A 20,274-nucleotide genomic window follows, 5' to 3' on the forward strand; every position below is an offset into this window, starting at 1 on the left:
TAAGATTAATACTTTCTACGCTTGACAATATTTATCTCATTTTTAAGGTGATCAGACATACAATAGCCAGTATTACACCGATGATGATCATTCTGTTCACGATTTTGCTTTCGTGGAAGCCATCTTTCTGATAATGGTGGTGTAATGGTGACATTTTGAATAGTCTATTGTTTTGGGCATATTCCAGCCCATATTTTTTCTTTCTGTATTTGAAAACAACTACCTGAAGCATAACAGACAGGTTTTCAATTAAGAAGATTCCACATAATACGGGAATCAATAATTCTTTTCTTAAAATAATAGCTAAAACGGCAATAACTCCGCCCAGCATTAAGCTTCCGGTATCTCCCATAAAGACCTGTGCGGGGTAAGTATTGTACCAGAAAAATCCAATAACCGCTCCTACCATCGCAACGGCAAAAATGGTGGTTTCACCCATATTCGGGAGGAACATGATATTGAGATAATCTGCAAAGATGATGTTCCCGGAAAGGTAGGCGAAAAGGGCCAGCGTGAGGAGTATGACCACACTTGTTCCTGCTGCGAGACCATCTATTCCGTCAGTGATGTTGGCTCCGTTTGAAACGGCGGTTACAATGAAGATGACGATAGGGATAAAGACAACCCATGCCCATTCGTGGGCATCTTTATCATTCATCCAAAACAAAATTCCGCTGTAATCGAACTCGTTGTTTTTTGCAAAAGGTACGGTGGAAACAGTAATTTTTTCAGTAGGCATAAAGTTTTGCTCTACATTGTTTCTGTTGACTACTTTTGCATCAGCGTATTTTCTTTTAACGGTGATATCAGGGTGGAAATACATGGTAACCCCCACAATTAATCCTAATCCAACCTGGCCTACAATTTTGAACTTACCGCTCAGCCCGTCTTTATTTTTCTTGATTTTCTTTAAATAATCATCGAGGAAACCAATGGCTCCCATCCAGAACATTGAAACCAATAACAGGACAATATAAACATTGGTAATTCTTGTAAACAGTAATACGGGAATAATGGTTGCCAGAATGATGATAAGACCTCCCATGGTAGGAGTACCTTCTTTTTGTTTCTGGCCATCTAACCCAAGGTCACGTACCAGTTCTCCCATTTGTTTTGTTCTCAGGTAGTTGATGACTCTTTTTCCATAAACAAGAGCAATAATCAAAGACAAAAGTACAGCCATTCCGGCACGGAAGGAGATGTATTTCAACATTCCTAATCCCGGAACATGGATTCCATGGTTGGTTAAATATTCGTATAGATAGTATAGCATGTTTCTGTTTTTTATTATTTAAAAATTTAATTTATTTAAAGATTTAAAGATTGGGCTTCTCAATATTTTCACTTAAATATTTAATGAATTTTGATATGTTTGAAGAAACTTCTCTTGAAAGGGCAATAATTTCTTCAGCTTTTCTTTCGTCACCTAATTTTAATCTTTTACTTACAATCAGCATGCTTTTAACTTCAGCACAGCTGCCTTTTGCAATTTTTAAATATCTAATAAATTGTCTGTTGTTATTATATTCAGAGCCTTCCGCAATATTATTACTAATAGAAAAACTCGCTCTTTTTATCTGGTTGTTAAATTCAAATTCTTTTTCAAAACTTTGATTTTGAAGGAATATATAGACTTTTTCAATAAGATCTAAACTTTTGATATATACAGGGAAATTTTCAAAATTCTTTGTCATTATCAAATTTTTAAATCTTTAAATAAATTCAATCTTTCAATTTATTTACTCATTAATTTCCAAAGCTCATTAATTACTTCTTTGTCATCAAAATGATGTTTTACACCATTAATCTCCTGATAATTTTCGTGGCCTTTTCCGGCAACTAAAATAATATCTTTAGGTTCTGCAAACTTTATAGCCATTTTTATAGCTTCCCTTCTGTCGGGAATTGAAGTGTATTTGCTGAAGTTTTGAGATTCAACACCTGCTTCAATTTCTTTTATAATCTGTCCTGGCTCTTCAGTCCTCGGATTGTCTGAGGTGATGATAGCCAATGTTGATTTTTTAGTCGCGATATTTCCCATTTCAGGTCTTTTGGAGTGATCTCTGTCACCACCACAGCCAAAAACAGTGATTAATCTTTCATTTTTTGTTCTGATATCGTTAATGCTGTCCAGGATATTTTCCAATGCGTCCGGAGTGTGAGCATAATCTACGATAAAGAAGATTCCACCATCTGATTTGAAGGTTTCAAATCTTCCGGAAACTCTTTTTAATGTACTGATCGCCTGAAGGATCTCATCCTGTTCAAAACCAAGCTCTTGTGCAATTCCGAAAACAAGCAGCAGATTGTAGACATTGAATTTCCCAGTCAGCGTTGTCCAGAATTCTTTTCCGTTAAAATTCAGCAGCATTCCGTTGAAATCTACTTCTAAGATTTTCCCGTGATAGTCTGCCATTGTTTTCAAAGCATAAGATTTCTTCTGTGCCTTTGTATTCTGAAGCATTACAGTGCCATTCTTGTCATCTACATTTGTGATGGCAATAGCGGTATCTTCTAATTGATCAAAGAATCTTTTTTTTGTTTTTAAATATTCTTCGAATGTTTTATGGTAATCTAAATGATCATGGCTAAGATTAGTAAAACCTGCCACTTTGAAATGTAAGCCTTCAATTCTGTTTTGAGCAATTCCGTGGGAACTTACTTCCATAAAGGCAAATTCACATCCTTTTTCAACGGCGTCGGCTAAAATTTTATTAATAGTAATCACATCCGGGGTCGTATGGGTTGCCGGAATGATTTCTTCTCCAATTCTGATCTCAACAGTTGACAATAAAGCAGCATCATAACCCAGGTTTTTGAAAACATCAAAAAGAAGGGTGGAAACAGAAGTTTTACCATTGGTTCCTGTAACGCCTACCAGTTTCAGTTTCTGAGAAGGATTTCCATAGAAATTAGAAGCAAAGTGACCTAAAGCTTTAGAAGCGTCTTTTACTTTTATATAAGTTACATTTTCAGCCAATACTTCAGGAAACTCCTCGCAGACGATTGTGGTGGCCCCTTTTTCAATAGCGGATCTGATGAATGAGTGACCATCCACCACTGTTCCTCTTATAGCTATGTAAAGAGCGTTTTCTGTAATCTTTCTGCTGTCGAACACCAATTCCTTAACCTCACGGTTGTTATCACCGTGGATTTCTATTACTGGGATTCTGTTTACTAATTCTGTTACTGTCATTTTTTATCAACAGGATTTCATCCTATCTTTTGTTAAATCGTCCCTTTGGGACTCTGTTTCTATTTAATGTTGCAGAGACAAATAAATTCTCTGGTTCTTACTGATTGTTGTACCTTCTAATGGGAATTGTTCTTTTATCCTTCCCACTCCCTTATAGTCTACACGGTATCCTAAATTCTCCAGTTGCGGGATTATATTTTTACCAATTAATCCGACTACATTAGGCATTTGTTTATTATTTACGGCTACTTTTACATTAGGTTCCACCATTTTATTAAGGTTCACCTTTTTGTCCACCAGCATTTCTTTTTCAATATTTTGAGGTGTTTTCAGGAATGTTTTTCCTGCAATTTCTTTAAACACCGGTGCGGCTACAGGTCCTCCGTAAAATCCTATGGAGGTATTGGGCTCACTTACCATTACATAGCATGTATATTTTGGTGCGTCTGCGGGATAGAATCCCGCGAATGAAGCCCTGTATTTCATAGGTCCTGGAAGCCAGTATTCAAACCTTGCAGTCCCTGTTTTTCCGGCCATTTTAAGGTTCGGGGTGAAGATACTTCTACCTGTCCCTTTTTCTACAGCTTTGGTTAGGGCATTGGTCATCATTTTAATCGCTTTTTCTGAAGCCATTTTATTGACCATTACTTCGGGTTTTGCATTATACATTACCTTTCCATCTTTCATAATTTTGTCGATGAATAAAGGTTTAAGCATTTTACCACCATTGGCAACCCCGTTATAGAAAGTGGTTAACTGCAGCAGATTGATGTTTGAAGAGTATCCGTAAGAGATAGAAGCTAATGTTGCGGCATTCCATCTTTTGTTTTGTGGCGTTACAATTTTCGGTTTTGTGATTCCCGGAAGTTCAATGTCCATTTTGTCGAATAATTTCCAACGTTTTAAATGATCAAGGAAAATCTGCGGCTTTTCAGCATAGTATTTTGTAATCAGTTTTGAGGTTCCCACGTTACTGGATTTAGCTAAAACATCACTAATGTCATAAGTTCCTCCACCATGCCCGTCTGAAATTCTTTGTTTTGCATACGTCCAGACTCCGTTTCCTACGTTTACAGTTGTATTTTCATCAATAAAGCCGTCATCCATTGCGGCTAGAAGAGAAATGGTCTTAAAGGTAGACCCCGGTTCGATATTGTCTTTCAGTGCATAGTTGTAAGAATCCTCATACTCTCCTGATTCTGTTCTTCTTAAATTAACGAGTGCACGTACTTTTCCTGTTTCCACTTCCATGACGATTACGGTGCCATGTTTAGCCTCAAAGTGAATCAACTGTTTCTCCAGTGCAGAGTGTGCAATATCTTGAATTCTAAGATCTAACGTAGTGTAAACATCTTCGCCGTCTACGGGTTCCTGAACTTTCCAGAAGTCAATCGGTTTCCACTGGGAAGAATTAATTCTTTGCTCCAGCCTCTTTCCGTCTGTTCCTGTTAAATATTTTGAGAAGGCTCCTTCAAGCCCGGATTTAAGTTCTCCGTTATCCATACCAATCGTTCCTGAACCGATTTCTGAGGTAGCAAGCTCTCTCTTGTAGTTTCTGTCAACGATAAAGCCCCCTTTATTTTTACCTCTTTTGAAGATCGGGAAGTTTCTGATCCTGTCGTACTGGTCAAAATCAAGCCCCTTTACCAAGGTATAATATTGGTTTTTCTTTTTCTTCTGTTCGTCAAATTTCTGTCTGAATTCTCCTCTGGACTTTCCGAACATTTTGCTTAAAGAATCTGTGAGTGCCCCGATATTGTTGCTGTAGATAGTATCTTTCATCGTTTTGAAGTCAAGATAAATATCATAACGCATTACAGTTGTAGCGAGGATAGAGCCGTCGGAGGCAAATAGATTTCCGCGTGCCGCTTTTAAAGTGGCTTCACGGTAGTTTTTATTGATGTAATCGTCTTTAATTTCCTGAACATTAGTGTTTTGGAGGATTACGATCCTTGCCAAGAACATTACAAACACGCACAAAGCCACCACTGCGAAGAGGTAGCCCCATCTTAACGTTTTTTTACGTTTATTGTCGTATTCATTTTGCTTTTGCATCTGTACTGTCCAGTTTTATTAGCAATTTATGAGGATGATTTTCGAGGGTCATTAATGAGTCCCTTGCGACTTCTTTCCCCAGTTCCGATTCCATTTTTACTTTGATCAGCTTACTCTGGGCGTAAGCATTTCTCGATTTATATTCTTCTGTTTCTTCCTTTAAGGCATTGACAATCTTAATTTTCTTGTTGACGAGATGATTGCTGTAAATCATGGCCATCATCAGCACAAACAACAATAAGAAATACCGGTAATGTATTTTTATTTCATCACGGTTGAGGAAGTTTCCTTTTATAATATCTATAAAGGTGAGCTTCTTCTGTGGGCGATTTGTTGTTCTTTTTGCCAAATTATTATTATGTCAATTTGCTTCGCAGTGAATCCACTTTGTTTGTTAATGGCTGAATGTTTATTTTATTAAAACTGACCATTAACCATTCACTATTTTTATACTTTTATTCCAGTTCTCATTTTTGCACTTCTTGCTCTTGAGTTTTCTTCAATCTCCTTTTCATCGGGGATAATCGCTTTACTCTTGATCAGTTCAAATGCCTTTTTATAATTTCCGTAGATATCTCTTGCCGGTTCTCCTTCAAACATTCCATTTTTCAGGAATCTTTTTACCAGACGGTCTTCCAGAGAATGGTAAGAAATAACAACTAATCTTCCTTCCGGTTTTAAAACATTGTAAGCCTGAACCAGCATTTCTTTTAAAACCTCCAGTTCCTGGTTGACTTCAATTCTTATCGCCTGAAAAAGCTGTGCATAGAATTTATTGACCTTATGAGGAGGGATATAGCTGAAAAGCTTTTTCAGATCCTCTGTGGTTTCTATGGTTTTTGTTTTTCTGTGATGAACGATTTCTCTTGCCAGTTTTCTGGCTTCTCTTAATTCTCCGTAATGGTAAAAAAGATCGGCAAGCTCTGCTTCTTCATATTCATTGATCACTCTTTTGGCATCCAGATTCTGCATAACATTCATTCTCATGTCCAAAGGAGCATTACTTCTGGTAGAAAAACCTCTGTCTGCTTCATCGAATTGGTGAGATGAAACACCTAAGTCTGCCAAAACACCATCAACCTGAGGAGCTCCATACATTAATAATGAGTTTTCCAGAAATCTGAAATTCTGATTAACTAATGTAAATCTTGGGTCATCAATTGTATTTTTAAGTGCATCCAGGTCCTGGTCAAAACTAAACAGTTTTCCTTTTTCAGAAAGTCTGCTTAGGATTTCCCTTGAGTGGCCACCTCCTCCAAAGGTGCAGTCTACATAGATTCCGTCAGGATTCGTCACCAAATCATCTACACTCTGCTTCAACAAAACGGGGTTATGATACATGCTTAATTGTGTTTTATTAAAATATACTAATAACCATCACAGCTATTCTTCATCGAAAGAGCCCATTACATCCTCAGCAAGGCTTGCAAAATCAGTTTCGTTGGTGGCTATTACCTTTTCATAAGCCTCTTTATCCCAAATTTCAAAAAGCTCCCCGGCGCTGGTAATCACAATATCTTTCTGAAGATTTGCGAAATGGGTCAGGTCTTTTGAAATTTGTAATCTTCCAGCATTATCCAACTCTACTGTTTTTACGCCTGCTGTAAACATTCGTATGAAATCAGCATTCTTTTTTATGAATCTGTTCAGTTTATTAATTTTGCCCATCAGTTTATCCCATGCATTCATAGGGTAGACTTCCAGACAAGGTTGGAACACAGATCTTTTGACTACAAACGCCTTATCGTCGAAGTTTTCCATCTGTTTGATTAAAGATGAAGGAACTTTTAGGCGGCCTTTGTCGTCAATTTTACACTCATATGTTCCAATGAAACTTTTCATTTGGGACAAATTTATATAATAATTTCCAAAATTTCCCACTTTTTCCCACTTTTTGACTCAATGTTAATAAGTTTTATTAAAGATTGAATTTCGATTGTATAAATGCCTGACCTGGAATGTGTTGCTAAATGTGTTATTCAGGCCATAATAAAGAGGTTTCGAAAAAAAAAGTTAAAAAGGAGAATATTATATTATTTTTATCTTAAATTAGGATAATCAAAATATTTTTGAGGTTTAATTTGTATTTTTGCAAAGCTTCATTAAAGCGTTTTATGATATTTAGTACAAAAAAAGAAAAGAAATATTCCTATGTAGAGGCGGGAGAAGGACATCCATTGGTGCTGTTGCACGGGTTAATGGGTGGTTTGAGTAATTTCGATAAAATGGTAGATTTTTTTTCGGACAGGGGTTTTAAGGTGTACGTGCCTCAATTGCCTATCTACGATCTGCCGGTACTCAATACGAATCTTACCACCATAGCAAAATATATTATCAAGTTTATAGAAAGCCATATTTCGGGACCGGTAACTATTGTAGGAAACTCAATGGGAGGTCATGTAGGGCTTATTTTAACATTGGCAAGACCGGATCTGGTGAAAAATCTTGTTCTGACAGGAAGTTCAGGATTGTATGAAAGGACATTCGGGGATAGTTTTCCCAGAAAAAATGACCGTTCTTATATCAGAAAGAAAACGGAAGAAGTTTTTTATGATCCTAAAATTGCCACTGAAGATCTTGTAGACGAGGTATTCGGGGTAGTTAATGACCGGATGAAGGGAATAAAAACCGTCATGCTGGCCAGAAGTGCTATTAAACACAATATGTTGAATGATCTTCCCAAGATAGTGACACCTACCTGTCTGATCTGGGGAAAACAGGATAATGTAACTCCTCCGGAAGTAGCCGAAGACATGCACAAGTTTATCCCAAATTCAGATTTATTTTGGATAGATCAGTGTGGGCACGCTGCCATGATGGAAAAGCCAGATGAATTCAACGAAATTCTCTATAGCTGGGTAAAAGATAAAGTTTAAATACATAAATAACCATTAAGAACTTCTTAATGGTTTATTTTTCTAAAATATATTCAAAATGATTATTAAGACAGCAGATTTTGTAAAGAGTAGTGGAAAATGGCAGGAATGCCCTGAACCGAATATTCCGGAATATGCTTTTATCGGAAGATCTAATGTAGGAAAATCCTCATTGATCAATGCCATGATGAATCATAAAGATCTGGCTAAAACTTCACAGACTCCGGGAAAAACCCAGCTTATCAATCATTTTCTTGTGAATGAAAACTGGTATCTTACGGATTTACCGGGGTATGGTTATGCTAAAGTTTCAAAATCTCTGCGAAAAGATTTTGAAAAGCTGATTACCAATTATATTTTAAACAGAAGAAACCTTGTTAATCTTTTTGTATTGGTAGACTCCAGACACAGCCCTCAAAAGATTGATTTGGAATTCATCCAATGGTGCGGAGAGAGCGGAGTTCCGTTTTCTATTGTTTTTACAAAGGTTGATAAGCTGAAACCTAATGTAGCCATTCAGAATGTAGAGAACTATAAAAATGAGCTGTATAAAACATGGGCAGATTTACCGGAACTTTATGTGACTTCTGCGGAAAAGAAATCAGGCTGCGATGAGATTCTGAATTTCATCCAAAAAACGAATGAATTTTTAATAAATAATCATGTAAGTTTCGATGAGTAATATAATCTGGAAAATTAAAACTTTTGAAGAGTTTACGGTTCCTGAGTTGTATTCAGTATTAAAAGCACGCATCGATGTTTTTGTTATTGAGCAGAACTGCCCTTATCCTGATCTGGATAATTATGATCAGAAAGCAGTACATATCTGGGCCGAAGAAGAAGGCCAGGTTCTTGCATACTGCCGTGTTTTTGATAAAGGGATCAAGTATGATGAGACTTCATTTGGACGGGTTTTAACCACAGAACAGGCCAGAGGAAAGAGCCTGGGGAAACTGCTGATAAAATATGCTGTAGAAACCATAGAAAACCGTTTTCATACCTCTGAAATTAAAATTTCAGCTCAGGATTACCTGCTGAGATTTTATTCTGAATTCGGGTTTGTGGATACGGGCAAAAAATATCTTGAAGATGATATTCCGCACACGGAAATGATTAGAAAATAAATAAAAGCGGAGAAATTTATTCTTCGCTTTTTTAGATAATTAACTATATAGGCCTGTTTTTAATTTCCTGAAATAGCCTTTAAGATAATGGGTTCAAGATTGGACGGAAGGTCGGCAGATTTGATCTGGTATTTTTTGATTTTCATTTCTTTAAACCAATTTTCCCAGTATTCTTTAATCACACCTTCTTCAAATGGATTGCCTTTCTTTGGATTGATGCCGAGAACAATTACTTCTAAGTTTTTAAGATTATCATTTGCTTTTACAAAGCCATACTCATTTTTCTCAATGACAGTTTTGTAATCAGAAGCAGTAAGCTTCTGTGACCTTATTAAGTTAGGTGTTAAATAAGAGGTTTTTGACTTTTCCGAAAATTTAGAATCATCATGATACATATATCCGTCAGTCAGTATAAACAGAATGTTTCTGTGATCATCTTTAATGCAGTAATCGCTGATCTTGTTTTTGAAAAACTCCCAAATATCAGAACCTACAAATGATTTGTCTTTTATAGCCGACTGATAAATGTTTAAGGGTAGTTCTGCATACTTTTTCTCTACGGAATCAAAATAACTTCTTGGAATATCCCTGTTGAAAGAAACTTTTAAGTCTTTTGTGAAGTCATTCATTTTCGGGTCAGAAGGTTCCGGGTTAAAGAAAACCTGCATCTGATCATCATAAGTAATTATTTTTTTTGATTTAATATGATTTAAAAATCCCCTTTCAATAGCTTTAATATATTCCGTGTCGCGTTGGTAATATTCCATTGTAGGGTTCGGATTTGTTTCAGGATCAATTCTATCTGACAAATCAATTAATATACTGACATTGATATTGTTTGAATCAACAATAATAGAATTCTTCTTTTCTTCATTTGTCCCAATTTTTTTGTCTTTACAGCAGGAAACCAAAGAAATAATCATTAATAAATAGAATATCTTTTTCATATTTTACGATTATAAAGATGATAAATAAACTAAATTTTGATTGTCGGAATTAGCACCCACAGTTTCCAGATTGGTATTGTAAGCTGCAATACAGTCATCAATCATTATTTGTTTCTCCGTTCTTGATACTGCGATTTTTTCACCAATAAAAGTTATCCAGCCTTGAACATACTCTGAAGCATACAGTTTGTAGTCTTTAGTTGGAATTATGACTCCGTCAATGATATTCTGTAATTCTTCAATTCTACCCCGTGTTTTGATAACAGATTCTTTTATACTTCCGATGTTGGCAAGAATTTCTTCAATTTCCTTCTTCAAAACACTGATCTTCTCCTGAAAGAATTCAACTTTTTTCTGTCTGATTTCCTGTTCGTTTTTGATCTTGTCTTTTTCACGGTGTTCTTTCATTACAAAATCGAAAACGACTCCCCAGATAATATATACAATGAATCCTGCGAAAATGATCCCCCAAAACTGAATTTTGGTAAAAGCTATAGTAAGATCGAAAGGTGGAGAATTAAAAGTTTTATTTAATTCATATAATTTTGATTCAATTTCATAGGCTAAAATGGAGTCGAAAACAAAAGTAACAATGAATAATAATCCCAATTTGATGTAATTGGCCGTTGTTTTATTTTCACCGAACATATGAACCAAAAAACCTAATCCCAAAAATACAAACGGAATTAATGTAACAAATGCTCCTTCAATAACTCCTTCATTCCATGCTTTGCTGAAAGCCTGTGCATCCAAAACACTTTGGATTACGGTACTTTTGGCATCAAAATTTTTAAAGAAAGCGGAATAGGAAGTTGAAATATAAAACGTGAACAAATACAAACTAATAGGAAACAGAAGAATTGCTCCGATCCAAAACTTTGTGGAGGCACCTCTTGTTGCTTTTACATTGTATTTTTCGGGATTTCTCGGAAGATCAAGGATTTCTGACTTTAAGGCTTCAATGGTGTGCTGATGATTTTCAATGTCTATGTTTTTTGTTTTCAGCTGTTCCTCTTTTGTCTCTTGTGATACGCTTAATGCCTTGATTTCTGTTTCTCTGTTTTTTTGTTCGTTGACATAAGATTCTTTCAGTTTTTGTTGTTTTTCAACCATTTCTTTTTCCTCATTCTGAAATTTTGAGTAAACGGCGTCAAGACAGATGGATAGAGTAGAGTGGTTTCCGCTGGTCCGCGAACTGTCTCTGTACCCGGATTCATGATAGGTTCTTTTCCTGCTTTCTTCGGAAGATTCCTCGTTCAGAGCGGCTTCGTTTTTAGAAAACAGTTCCTCCTTAGGCTCTATGGGAACAGACTTTAATTTAAATAAATTTTTTATACTGATGGTATCCATGATGAGTTAATTTTTTAATTCATATAAAATTTCACTTTTATTCTTTCCGATTTTTACGGCTTCAATGAGATAATCTACAATTGCCGTTACGTTTTCTTCCAAAAAACCAAACATCAGAACATACTTTTGCATTGCAGAATATTCGTTCGGAGAAACACTTCCGTCCGCCCATATCATTACTGTGAGATCATACAGATAATCTACTTTTTCTTCAATAGTTTTCGGAATTAATGATTTTAAATTGATCGGGTTTAAAAGGATTTCGTCCAGATTTTTTGATGAAATTCCTCTTTCTTCCGCGCATTTGTATAGCATTTTTAATTCTAAAGCACTGAAATCATCATCACAGATGGCCATTTGATATAACCTTAAGAAGTGAGCTTTGAGGTTTTCCGTTATTTGATTGTTTTCCATGATGGTTATTCTTCTTTTGTTTTTTTAGGATTAATGATTCTGTCTCTTGAAACAGTTCTTTGATGTATTGGTGCCGATTGTTCTGAGATTTCTTCGGTAGCTTCTTCTTCCTCTGTGTGTTCTGCTTTTTTTACGAAATTGATCAATAAAAATAAAACTCCCGTTATAACATCAAGCGGTATCCAAATGTTTTTCCGATACAGATAAATCGGAAACACAGGATTGAAAAGAATGAGAATGACAAGAAAAATTATACTGAAATAATGCTGCTTAAGACTTAAAGTATTGTATAAAACCAGTAAAGCTCCGATGGAAACAAGAATTCTGAGGAAAGTATAATATTCTATAGGAAGTCTGAAAATACCGATGAAACAACATAGCGCACAGAAGGTGAGAAATGGTTTCATATTTAAAATCCTGTTTTGAGATTATATTTAGAATTAAACCGGTTTTCAGACATAAAAATAAAAATGAAGAAATCGAAAAATGCAATTAATGCGGGAATGAAAGTCCAGCAAAATACCAGATAAAGTAATCCCATAACAGTTTGGCCTAAGTAAAATCTGTGAATGCCTAATCCTCCCAGGAAAAATGCAAGTAAAGCGGTGGTAGATTTTGATTTCATAATTTAAACTCTTGCTAAAATTTCGTTCTTTTTTATTTCAAACTCTTCAGGAGAAATTATTCCGTTCTCCTTTAAATCTTTTAATTTCTGCAATAAGGCAAAAGGATCTTCATTCTCTATCAGCAATGTCTTTTTTTCCTGCTGAAATTGTGGAGATGGTGTGATAATAGGAGTGGCATTGTTTACGGTTACGCCTCCTGCAGAAGCTCTCAAAGTTTCAAGATTTTTTTCTCTTCGTAAACCGCGCATTCTTTCTTCCACTTCCTGTGCAAACTGATACAGTTTTCTGGCTTGATTTTTTGGAAGATAATCCATCGTATTGGTATAGTTTGATGTTGTTCTCATGATAAATGTAGAACCAACAATGCCTTCTTTGATGTGGCAATCCGCTACATCTACCCAGCTGTAATCCTGAAAATCCATTGATAAGCCGAAGGTTTTTGGCCTGCAGAAAATAATTCTTCTGTTAGTTAAGGCAATACAATCAGGAGATAAATTGATAACAGGTTTCTTTTGAACAGCTATATATTCTACAGCTTCCTGTAAGGTAAGAAGGCTGTTGATTCTTCCTAAAAGCTTTTCAACAGCTTGAGGATCCTGCTCTTCATTTAAGAATTTCTTTAAGTTCATATTATTTTGTTTTTTGATTATTGTATGTTTTTATTGAAGATGTACCCTTTTTTTTCACTTGATTTTACCTGCACCCTGTACCACGAACCTTCTTTTGCAAGCTGAATCAATTGGGTGTTTTTGGGAACGGTTGTTATTACTTTAGATTTAAATGATGGTCTTTCGTAAATATTTATCGCTTCAATTCCCGCCATATATCTGTTGCTGGAGCTAATATTAACCTTATCAATAAATACTTTTGGCGGCTTACCAGATTCAATTTTTGAGGATTTATAAGAATCTGAAGATTTGTGTTTTTTATATTTACTTTTAGTGGAGCTGCCTGAAGATGAGTTTCTTCCAGAAGATTCGCCACGACAGACACCACAAGTTCCACCACTGTTGCAGTGCCCGCACCCTGAACAATTTGAACAGGCGGTGCAATAGGCAGAACCCGTACATCTTCCAAAGTGTCCTATGTTGTCATTGGCTTTAAAGCAAGCATTTAAAAGAAATAAGCTGAAAGAAAGTACGATGAATGGGATTAATTTTTTCATGGGTATTATTTTATAAGTAATTTTCTAATGTCTGATGAAGTTGGCCCCTATAATTGTAGATTTCATCAAGAGTATTTAATAGAACCTTTTCTCCCGCCTCCTTTCCGTTGTGAAAAGTTTCTAAATATTTATTCGTTGTATTAAAATGTAATCTGCAAAGTGGCTTTCTGTTGTTATCATCCAACAGAATCCCGAAGTAGGATAAAGTGTCTCTATATGCAATTCTCGAAGACGGAATTTTCTCTCTCAGAATGGCTTTTACAATTTGAAATCCTTCCAGCTCTTCTTCTGTGGTGACAATTTTAGAATCATTATTCTCATCGATAGGCTGTGATGTTTTTATATCATCTTCTCTTTTTTCTATTTGTTCATTAATGCTCAATGCGGATTTTAACCGAAAACTGATGGATTCATTAATAGAAGTCGTTAAAGCTTTTTTAGCATATTCTTTGAAAGAAACCATTCTATTTGCTGTTAAAGGCTTTTCAAAAAAACGGTTCACTAAAAGCTTTACCATTTCATCAGACGGATTTTCGATCTCTTTTTCGAATTCTTTTCTGATGGCTTTGATGTATTTTAATGCTTCTGCAGAATCGAGAATGCTTTCCAGATTATAATCTTTCTTTGTGAAGCTTTCCAGAATTTTAATGGAACTGTCTTTTAGGTCTTCAATATTAATAGTGAAAAACGGTTTTTCATCCATGATATTGGGCTTCTCCAAATCTGTATAAAAGTTGTAAACTATTCCATTGGTTAAAACTCCAAATCTGGTTTTCGAAACGTGATAATACCTGTGGAGCTGAGAATTATGGGCATCAGCACTTTCTTTCCAATGTTTACATTCAATAATGAAAATGGGTTCATCATTATTTTTGATTACATAATCTACCTTTTCTCCTTTCTTTGTTCCGATATCACAAACATGTTCAGGGACAACTTCAGTAGGATTGAAAATATCATAACCCAGGATCTGTATGAAAGGCATCACAAAGGCGTTTTTTGTAGCTTCTTCAGTACCAATTTGCTCCTTTAGGCCTGTTACTTTTTGATGTAACTGTTCCAGTTTTATTTTAAGATCCATGGTTTTAATTTTTTAAAGTTTCATCAATGATTTCTGCGCTAGCAGCATTATTTTTTACAGAAGTAATTCCGTTTTCCATACCAGATTTTGTACTATACAACTGGCTTTTACCAATAATTTCTCCATTTCTGGCTTTAAGAACAAAATAATCTTTGTTATTTACAGCCTTGCGTCTGTCATATCTTGAATCTTCCTGTGAATTGACTTTTACAGATTCTATTCCTTTTTGGCATGACGCCTTCTGGACATATCCTTCGCTGGTTAAAATAATTTCTCCGTTTCCGGCTTTCAGATTGAATTGATACTCGTTGTTGACTCTTTGTGTGATTACAAATTTTCCCATGATTACTATTTTTTATTTTTAATGAATCTTTCTGAAACTTCCGTTTCATTAAGAACTTCTTGATTAGGTAAAATGATTTGAATTTCTCCAGAAAGATTTTCTATGATGTAAGCACCAGATCTGCAGTTTTTAAAACGGTATTTGAACGCTTTTAACCCTGAAATAAATCCATCATTGATTGTTCTTTCGTAGACGTATTTGGAACAGCTGATTTTGAAAATGCATTTCCTTCTTTTTGCTGGAGGAATTACCATCCAATACATTTTAATAAGAAGAATTAGCAGGCTTTTCATTTTCTTCCTTTGTAAAAACAGCCATTTGATATGAAGTCATATAGCCTGGTTTCTGACCAAGACCAAAGCAGCCATCAACAGGTTGTATATAGGTAGATACACTTTCCAGTCTTACATATTCCCAGCCGTCATTGGTATGAATTTTTATTAAATTGTCAAGTTGCTCTGCAATATTTTTTGCACTCATATTTTGTTGATTGGCAGTTGCAACAAATGGTATTACTTTGTATTCCATAATTGTGTATTGTTTTAACACTTCAAAAATATGAGCATTACATCTTGATCCATTACGGAAAACCATAAACTGAAATTACTTCATAAAAAAACCTTCCAGAAATGCTGAAAGGTTGGTTTTTAGTTTTTAATAAATAACAAGTTATATAATGCCAATGTCTTTGCATATAACGATCAATTCAATATTGTTTTTGGCTCCAAGTTCAAAGCGGAGATCATTTAACCTTTTTTCTATGGCACTTCTGCTGTCAGGGGTTATTTTATTTTCTTTAAAATATATTTCAATTTCACTTTGTTTCCACCCCTTAGAAAGAAGCTCAATAAGGGTTACATCATATTCTGTAAACCCAAAGGATGTGTTTCGGATAGAATTTAAAATCTCTTGTGGAATAACGGTTTCACCGGAAAAAACCTTCTTAATTGTATTTCTTAGATCTTTACCGTCATTTCTTCCCTTGCTTACAAAACCATTGATATTCTGTATTTTAAAAAGATCATCAATGATTTTAGGTTTCTTTTCTATCGAAAATGCAATAATCTTCAAACTAGGTTGAATTTTTTTTACCTCTTCGATCAACCTCTGACCGGAATTAATGGTTTGCTCTATATGATCTTTATCAAAAGATAAGTCTGTAATTAACAAGTCGTAAGGAATATTGTTTGTAGCTGCTGTTTTTATTTTTTGTAAGGCATCATCACAATAATTTACAAAATCAAAATTCTGAATCTGTAATTCTGTAAGTGTATTTACAACTCCTAGATTCCTGACTTCGTGATCTTCGGCTATAAGGATTTTTTTAAACATATTTTGGTTGTATTGGAATGGTTATTCGAACAATTAATCCACCTGTAGGATTTTTTTCAAAAATAATATCTCCTCCTATGCTTTCAATACGGTTTTCCGTATTATGGATTCCTGTCCCTTTTTGATAGTTTAAATCATTGATTCCTATGCCGTTATCTGTGTATCTTATTTTTAAGCAATGATTGTCTTTCTCAAATTTTACAGAAGCTAGTTTTGCGTGGCTGTGTTTTTTCATATTCACAAGAATCTCTCTCAAAATATAGTAAACCTCAAGCTGTGTATTATATGAAATATTCTCCCAGATACTCTCTTTGTATCCTACAGGTAAAACCTTCTGCACATCAGAAGAATAGGAGGTCATCATATTGATAAAGCGTAATGCAAAATCTTTCTCTGCCATATTCTCATGAGAAATATCTCTGGATTCTTCATACATTTTTTCAATATCGTTAAGAATTCTTGTTTTGTCCATGTTAGGGTTATTCTGAACATCAATCATCATGTGGTAAAGCCCGTTGGCTACCACATCGTGAACCTTTTTAGACATCTTCAGTTGCGTGTTTTTTACTTCAAGCTCCTTTTCCTGCTGAAGCCTTTTTTTCCTTCTTCTGTACCAAAATAAGCCACCAATTAAGGATAAAGACAGAGCACCTATACCAATATTTTGATAGAGGAGCTGAACTTCTTTCTCTGCTTTCTGGAATTTTAATGTTTGATTCTCTGTATTCTTTTTTTCTACATCGTACCTTATTGTTGCAAATTGATTTTTTGCCTTATTTCTTGCAATTTGTACACTATCATTTAATTTTTGGAACTCTTCAAAATAGACCAAATTATTATTAGGAGTTAGATTTATTATTTTTTGTAATGCCTGGAGCTGATCCTCGAAACTCTTATTTTTTTTAGCAGTATTCAGCATTTGCTGAGCATAGTACAACGCTTTCTTTTTGTCAGAATAAAAATAATAATTAGCTAATGTAGCATAGCTTGAATTCTCATCTATGCTGCTATTATTTCTTTTCCTTATTTCCAGCGCTCTATTAAATTCAAAAAGAGGATTGTAGTTTTTATCATCATAATATTTTGCTCTTGCTAAGTTATTGATGACCATTGCGTATTTTAGACTGTCTGTTGTTGGCAGCGCTAGTTGTATGTTTTTGATTGCTTCTTTATATTTTTTTAAAGTGATCAAAGCTGCTCCGAGATTATTTTGAAACATATACTTATCTTCTTTAATATTGGTATATTGAATAGCCTTTTTATAATATTTGATGCAGTTATCAAAGTCATAAAGATAAGAGGAACAGATCGCCATGTTATTAAAATTTGAAGCTGATGTTCGCAAACTTATATTGTCTGTTTTATTTTCTAAATAACGATCGGCTTCAAGAGAGGTTTCAATACTTCCATAGTAATCTCCTTTTTGTTCTTGTAATATTGCCATGTTTACCAATGCTCTAGCAACTCCGGTTGAGTCTTTTGCCTCAAAATACAAGTTTTTAGCCATGTTAAAGTAATAGAATGGGTTACCAGTTGTGTCACTTTTAGCTATTTTATAATAAACTTCAGCATCTGTAATACTTTCTTTTTCTGATTTTTTGCTATTACAGGAGAGTAATAGGATTGATAAGGAGATAGTAAAGAGTTTTTTCATGGAGATTACTTTGTAGTATCCAAAGTAAAGAAAAAGAACAGATTGTACAATCTGTTCTTTCATAATGATTAAGGTTGGCTATAAGGGGGTGGAACTTGTCCTGTATTTCCTCCTGTGTTTCCTCCGTTTCCGTGACCATTTCCGTTTCCGCCTCCGTCTGTAATTGGGTCTTCTGTTATTGACATTATTACTGTTGCGTCATTATCACCTGTTGCTGTATGTGCATTATTATTTGAGAATGCTAAACCGAATAGCATTAGTATAATCTGGATCATTTCCTTAAAATTTTTGAAGTTGAAATTGTTTTTCTTCCTCCTGAGAAATCTTGATCTCAGGCTGTACACATTAAAATTTCGAAGCGCTTCTTAATTTTTTGGGAAGTGAACCTTCAAAAACGGAGGAGAAACATCTGCTTCCCAACCCGGAGTTTTCCTCCGTTTTATCTGGTGATTTTGAAATCAGTTTTGTAAATTTGTTTTTGTAATGTTTTGTTTATCACTGATTTTCTGAAGCAAAGATGCGACAAGAAGTGAAGCAGGTGTTAGACAAGACATAGACATCGATAGACAGAAAATGGACAGGATAGACTTACGGAAATCCGTAATGTGGTATGATGGGAAATCATCTATTTTGTAAAGACTGATAAAAACTATATATGTCCAAAATAAAACTACTAATTCATGAGGTATTCAGGCAGGGGGAAGAGGATTCCGGAAAGGAAAAGAAAAATGGAATAGCTCTTTTTTTAAGCGTACACCTGGAGGAAACACTCTATTTTACGATTGCAGATAAAACTCTTGTAAGGTATTATGATGCCTATGTGGCAGAAATTAAGGATAAAATAAATATTGAGTCCTTTAAGCTTGACAAGCTCAGTCAGTACCTGGGGTATAAAGATTTTGCAGACTTCTCCCGGACTTTCACGAAAGAAGATGAACAGGCTAATAAAACCACGATAAAGATTAAGGTGGATGAAGATGAAGAATCTATATCGGAACAAATTTCCAAGCTTGTCATCAATATTACCAACGAACAGCATTTTAAAATACCTGAGTATATCAAGCAGAATGGGTTGGGAATTATGGAAATTGCCCTATTATTATGTCTTGTTACGGGAAGTGTTGTTTTTTCTAATAACAAAAAGGCAGGGCTCTCATTTTTAGCTCCTGTAAAACCGGGTATTGAGAAAAAATATATGTATTGGGATGGAGAAAGATATATGGGAACGGACAGCAGCTATATCAGGCCGGGGCTTACTATTGTAGCAATGAATGAGCATAAATTCCAGTATTTTAAAAAAATCACCAGAAAGGATACCCTGACGGAATTCAACGCACTTGGGAAAACATGGTATTCCAAATACAATAATGGGGTTGAGTTTTTTACGGAGGATGGTATAGACCCCGATAACGGAAGGGAGTTGAGAAAATCTACTCCTTTCATCATCTATAAATATGCAGGTGAGCATAAAGATTCTATAGAGGTATTGGAATAGTTTTTACAGATATTTTATACAAAAAAAAGCGAAGATTTCTCTCCGCTCTGTTTTGGTTACTCGATATTCAGCATTTCCAGTTCTCCGAAATGCTTTTTAAATTTCTGTATTTTAGGACCTACCACAGCACTGCAGTAAGGTTGATTAGGGTTGACGTTATAATATCCCTGATGATACTGTTCTGCCGGCCAGAATTTCTCGAATGGGGCCAGTTCAGTAACATAGGTTCCTGGCCATCTTCCTGATCCCTGAGATATTTTGATCGCTTTTTCAGCTTTAGCTTTTTCGGCATCATCTTTATAGAAAATCACTGAGCGGTACTGGGTTCCGATATCATTCCCCTGACGGTTCAGCTGGGTAGGGTCGTGAAGGAAAAAGAAAACATCCATCAGTTGCTCATAAGAGATAATGGCAGGGTCGTAAGTAATCTGTACTACTTCAGCATGATCAGTTGTTCCGGTACATACTTCTTCATAAGTGGGATTTTCCTTGTGTCCGCCGGAATATCCTGAAATAGCAGACTCAACACCCTTCAGCATATTGAAGCAGCTTTCTACACACCAGAAACATCCGCCACCAAAGATGATCTGTTCTAAATTATTGTTGTCCATTGTTA

26 protein-coding genes are annotated in these 20,274 nt (G+C 35.2%); 4 read left to right on the forward strand and 22 right to left on the reverse strand.

Translation table 11 applies throughout. The features are described 5' to 3' along the window. Positions 1–31 precede the first annotated feature (31 nt). The 7 genes from mraY to mraZ all read right to left on the reverse strand — a co-directional run bounded on the left by mraY (position 32) and on the right by mraZ (position 7,093). Positions 32–1,273, reverse strand: coding sequence for a phospho-N-acetylmuramoyl-pentapeptide-transferase (gene mraY / locus MP477_RS05735; protein ID WP_047489752.1), 1,242 nt, complete (start codon positions 1,271–1,273; stop codon positions 32–34). Between the two features lie 43 nt (positions 1,274–1,316). Next, the gene (locus MP477_RS05740; protein WP_257189552.1) at positions 1,317–1,694 is read right to left on the reverse strand and encodes a four helix bundle protein; all 378 of its coding nucleotides are present in this window, start codon (positions 1,692–1,694) and stop codon (positions 1,317–1,319) included. A gap of 41 nt (positions 1,695–1,735) precedes the next feature. Next, a complete protein-coding gene (locus MP477_RS05745; RefSeq protein WP_257189553.1) occupies positions 1,736–3,196 on the reverse strand; it encodes a UDP-N-acetylmuramoyl-L-alanyl-D-glutamate--2,6-diaminopimelate ligase in 1,461 nt (486 codons plus the stop codon). A gap of 63 nt (positions 3,197–3,259) precedes the next feature. Beyond that, entirely contained in the window at positions 3,260–5,251 is a 1,992-nt protein-coding gene (locus MP477_RS05750) for a penicillin-binding transpeptidase domain-containing protein (RefSeq protein WP_230032943.1), read from the reverse strand. Then, a complete protein-coding gene (locus tag MP477_RS05755) occupies positions 5,235–5,600 on the reverse strand; it encodes an FtsL-like putative cell division protein (protein ID WP_230032932.1) in 366 nt (121 codons plus the stop codon). The genes MP477_RS05750 and MP477_RS05755 overlap by 17 nt, the downstream gene beginning before the upstream one ends. Before the next feature lie 98 nt (positions 5,601–5,698). Next, positions 5,699–6,592 (reverse strand): 16S rRNA (cytosine(1402)-N(4))-methyltransferase RsmH, encoded by an 894-nt coding sequence (rsmH, locus tag MP477_RS05760; protein ID WP_230032930.1) that lies wholly within the window; start codon positions 6,590–6,592, stop codon positions 5,699–5,701. 42 nt (positions 6,593–6,634) lie between these two features. Beyond that, positions 6,635–7,093: a division/cell wall cluster transcriptional repressor MraZ gene (mraZ, locus tag MP477_RS05765; RefSeq protein ID WP_047489740.1), complete on the reverse strand. Its 459-nt coding sequence runs from the start codon at positions 7,091–7,093 to the stop codon at positions 6,635–6,637. A 272-nt stretch (positions 7,094–7,365) separates the two neighbouring features. Here mraZ and MP477_RS05770 point away from each other — a divergent pair, with 272 nt between their 5' ends. The 3 genes from MP477_RS05770 to MP477_RS05780 are packed head-to-tail and all read left to right on the forward strand — an operon-like array spanning position 7,366 to position 9,251. After that, the gene (locus tag MP477_RS05770) at positions 7,366–8,127 is read left to right on the forward strand and encodes an alpha/beta fold hydrolase (protein WP_230032924.1); all 762 of its coding nucleotides are present in this window, start codon (positions 7,366–7,368) and stop codon (positions 8,125–8,127) included. Between the two features lie 58 nt (positions 8,128–8,185). After that, on the forward strand, positions 8,186–8,809 hold the full coding sequence (gene yihA / locus MP477_RS05775) for a ribosome biogenesis GTP-binding protein YihA/YsxC (RefSeq protein ID WP_230032918.1): 624 nt from the start codon (positions 8,186–8,188) through the stop codon (positions 8,807–8,809). Beyond that, entirely contained in the window at positions 8,802–9,251 is a 450-nt protein-coding gene (locus MP477_RS05780; protein ID WP_257189554.1) for a GNAT family N-acetyltransferase, read from the forward strand. The genes yihA and MP477_RS05780 overlap by 8 nt, the downstream gene beginning before the upstream one ends. Positions 9,252–9,310: 59 nt before the next feature. On the opposite strand, the gene MP477_RS05785 is transcribed toward MP477_RS05780, so the two are convergent. The 14 genes from MP477_RS05785 to MP477_RS05850 all read right to left on the reverse strand — a co-directional run bounded on the left by MP477_RS05785 (position 9,311) and on the right by MP477_RS05850 (position 18,438). Continuing rightward, entirely contained in the window at positions 9,311–10,198 is an 888-nt protein-coding gene (locus MP477_RS05785; protein WP_257189555.1) for a hypothetical protein, read from the reverse strand. A gap of 9 nt (positions 10,199–10,207) precedes the next feature. Continuing rightward, entirely contained in the window at positions 10,208–11,548 is a 1,341-nt protein-coding gene (locus MP477_RS05790; protein WP_257189556.1) for a beta-carotene 15,15'-monooxygenase, read from the reverse strand. 6 nt (positions 11,549–11,554) lie between these two features. Next, the gene (locus tag MP477_RS05795; protein WP_230032909.1) at positions 11,555–11,962 is read right to left on the reverse strand and encodes a hypothetical protein; all 408 of its coding nucleotides are present in this window, start codon (positions 11,960–11,962) and stop codon (positions 11,555–11,557) included. Positions 11,963–11,967: 5 nt separating this feature from the next. Beyond that, entirely contained in the window at positions 11,968–12,369 is a 402-nt protein-coding gene (locus MP477_RS05800; RefSeq protein ID WP_230032907.1) for a DUF6804 family protein, read from the reverse strand. Between the two features lie 2 nt (positions 12,370–12,371). After that, a complete protein-coding gene (locus MP477_RS05805) occupies positions 12,372–12,587 on the reverse strand; it encodes a TM2 domain-containing protein (protein ID WP_257189557.1) in 216 nt (71 codons plus the stop codon). A 3-nt stretch (positions 12,588–12,590) separates the two neighbouring features. Then, positions 12,591–13,217, reverse strand: coding sequence for a PH domain-containing protein (locus MP477_RS05810; RefSeq protein ID WP_257189558.1), 627 nt, complete (start codon positions 13,215–13,217; stop codon positions 12,591–12,593). A 17-nt stretch (positions 13,218–13,234) separates the two neighbouring features. Beyond that, a complete protein-coding gene (locus tag MP477_RS05815; protein WP_230032902.1) occupies positions 13,235–13,753 on the reverse strand; it encodes an SH3 domain-containing protein in 519 nt (172 codons plus the stop codon). Positions 13,754–13,763: 10 nt separating this feature from the next. Beyond that, positions 13,764–14,834 (reverse strand): type I restriction endonuclease, encoded by a 1,071-nt coding sequence (locus tag MP477_RS05820; RefSeq protein WP_257189559.1) that lies wholly within the window; start codon positions 14,832–14,834, stop codon positions 13,764–13,766. A 4-nt stretch (positions 14,835–14,838) separates the two neighbouring features. After that, a complete protein-coding gene (locus MP477_RS05825) occupies positions 14,839–15,177 on the reverse strand; it encodes a YegP family protein (protein WP_257189561.1) in 339 nt (112 codons plus the stop codon). Positions 15,178–15,182: 5 nt separating this feature from the next. After that, on the reverse strand, positions 15,183–15,470 hold the full coding sequence (gene yidD, locus MP477_RS05830; protein ID WP_257189562.1) for a membrane protein insertion efficiency factor YidD: 288 nt from the start codon (positions 15,468–15,470) through the stop codon (positions 15,183–15,185). Next, a complete protein-coding gene (locus tag MP477_RS05835; protein ID WP_257189563.1) occupies positions 15,442–15,705 on the reverse strand; it encodes a hypothetical protein in 264 nt (87 codons plus the stop codon). Before MP477_RS05835 ends, yidD begins: the two co-directional genes overlap by 29 nt. Before the next feature lie 141 nt (positions 15,706–15,846). Next, on the reverse strand, positions 15,847–16,509 hold the full coding sequence (locus MP477_RS05840) for a response regulator (RefSeq protein WP_257189564.1): 663 nt from the start codon (positions 16,507–16,509) through the stop codon (positions 15,847–15,849). After that, positions 16,502–18,226, reverse strand: a complete 1,725-nt coding sequence (locus tag MP477_RS05845) for a tetratricopeptide repeat-containing sensor histidine kinase (RefSeq protein ID WP_257189565.1) — start codon at positions 18,224–18,226, stop codon at positions 16,502–16,504. Before MP477_RS05845 ends, MP477_RS05840 begins: the two co-directional genes overlap by 8 nt. 5 nt (positions 18,227–18,231) lie before the next feature. Further along, positions 18,232–18,438, reverse strand: coding sequence for a hypothetical protein (locus MP477_RS05850; protein WP_230032889.1), 207 nt, complete (start codon positions 18,436–18,438; stop codon positions 18,232–18,234). Positions 18,439–18,818: 380 nt separating this feature from the next. Here MP477_RS05850 and MP477_RS05855 point away from each other — a divergent pair, with 380 nt between their 5' ends. Further along, positions 18,819–19,658, forward strand: coding sequence for a hypothetical protein (locus tag MP477_RS05855; RefSeq protein ID WP_230032887.1), 840 nt, complete (start codon positions 18,819–18,821; stop codon positions 19,656–19,658). A gap of 56 nt (positions 19,659–19,714) precedes the next feature. Here the strand turns inward: MP477_RS05855 and msrA are convergent, their stop codons facing one another. Further along, positions 19,715–20,269, reverse strand: coding sequence for a peptide-methionine (S)-S-oxide reductase MsrA (msrA, locus tag MP477_RS05860; RefSeq protein ID WP_257189566.1), 555 nt, complete (start codon positions 20,267–20,269; stop codon positions 19,715–19,717). Between the last annotated feature and the right edge of the window lie 5 nt (positions 20,270–20,274).

This window comes from Chryseobacterium sp. WG23, assembly GCF_024586575.1.
Taxonomy (GTDB): domain Bacteria; phylum Bacteroidota; class Bacteroidia; order Flavobacteriales; family Weeksellaceae; genus Chryseobacterium.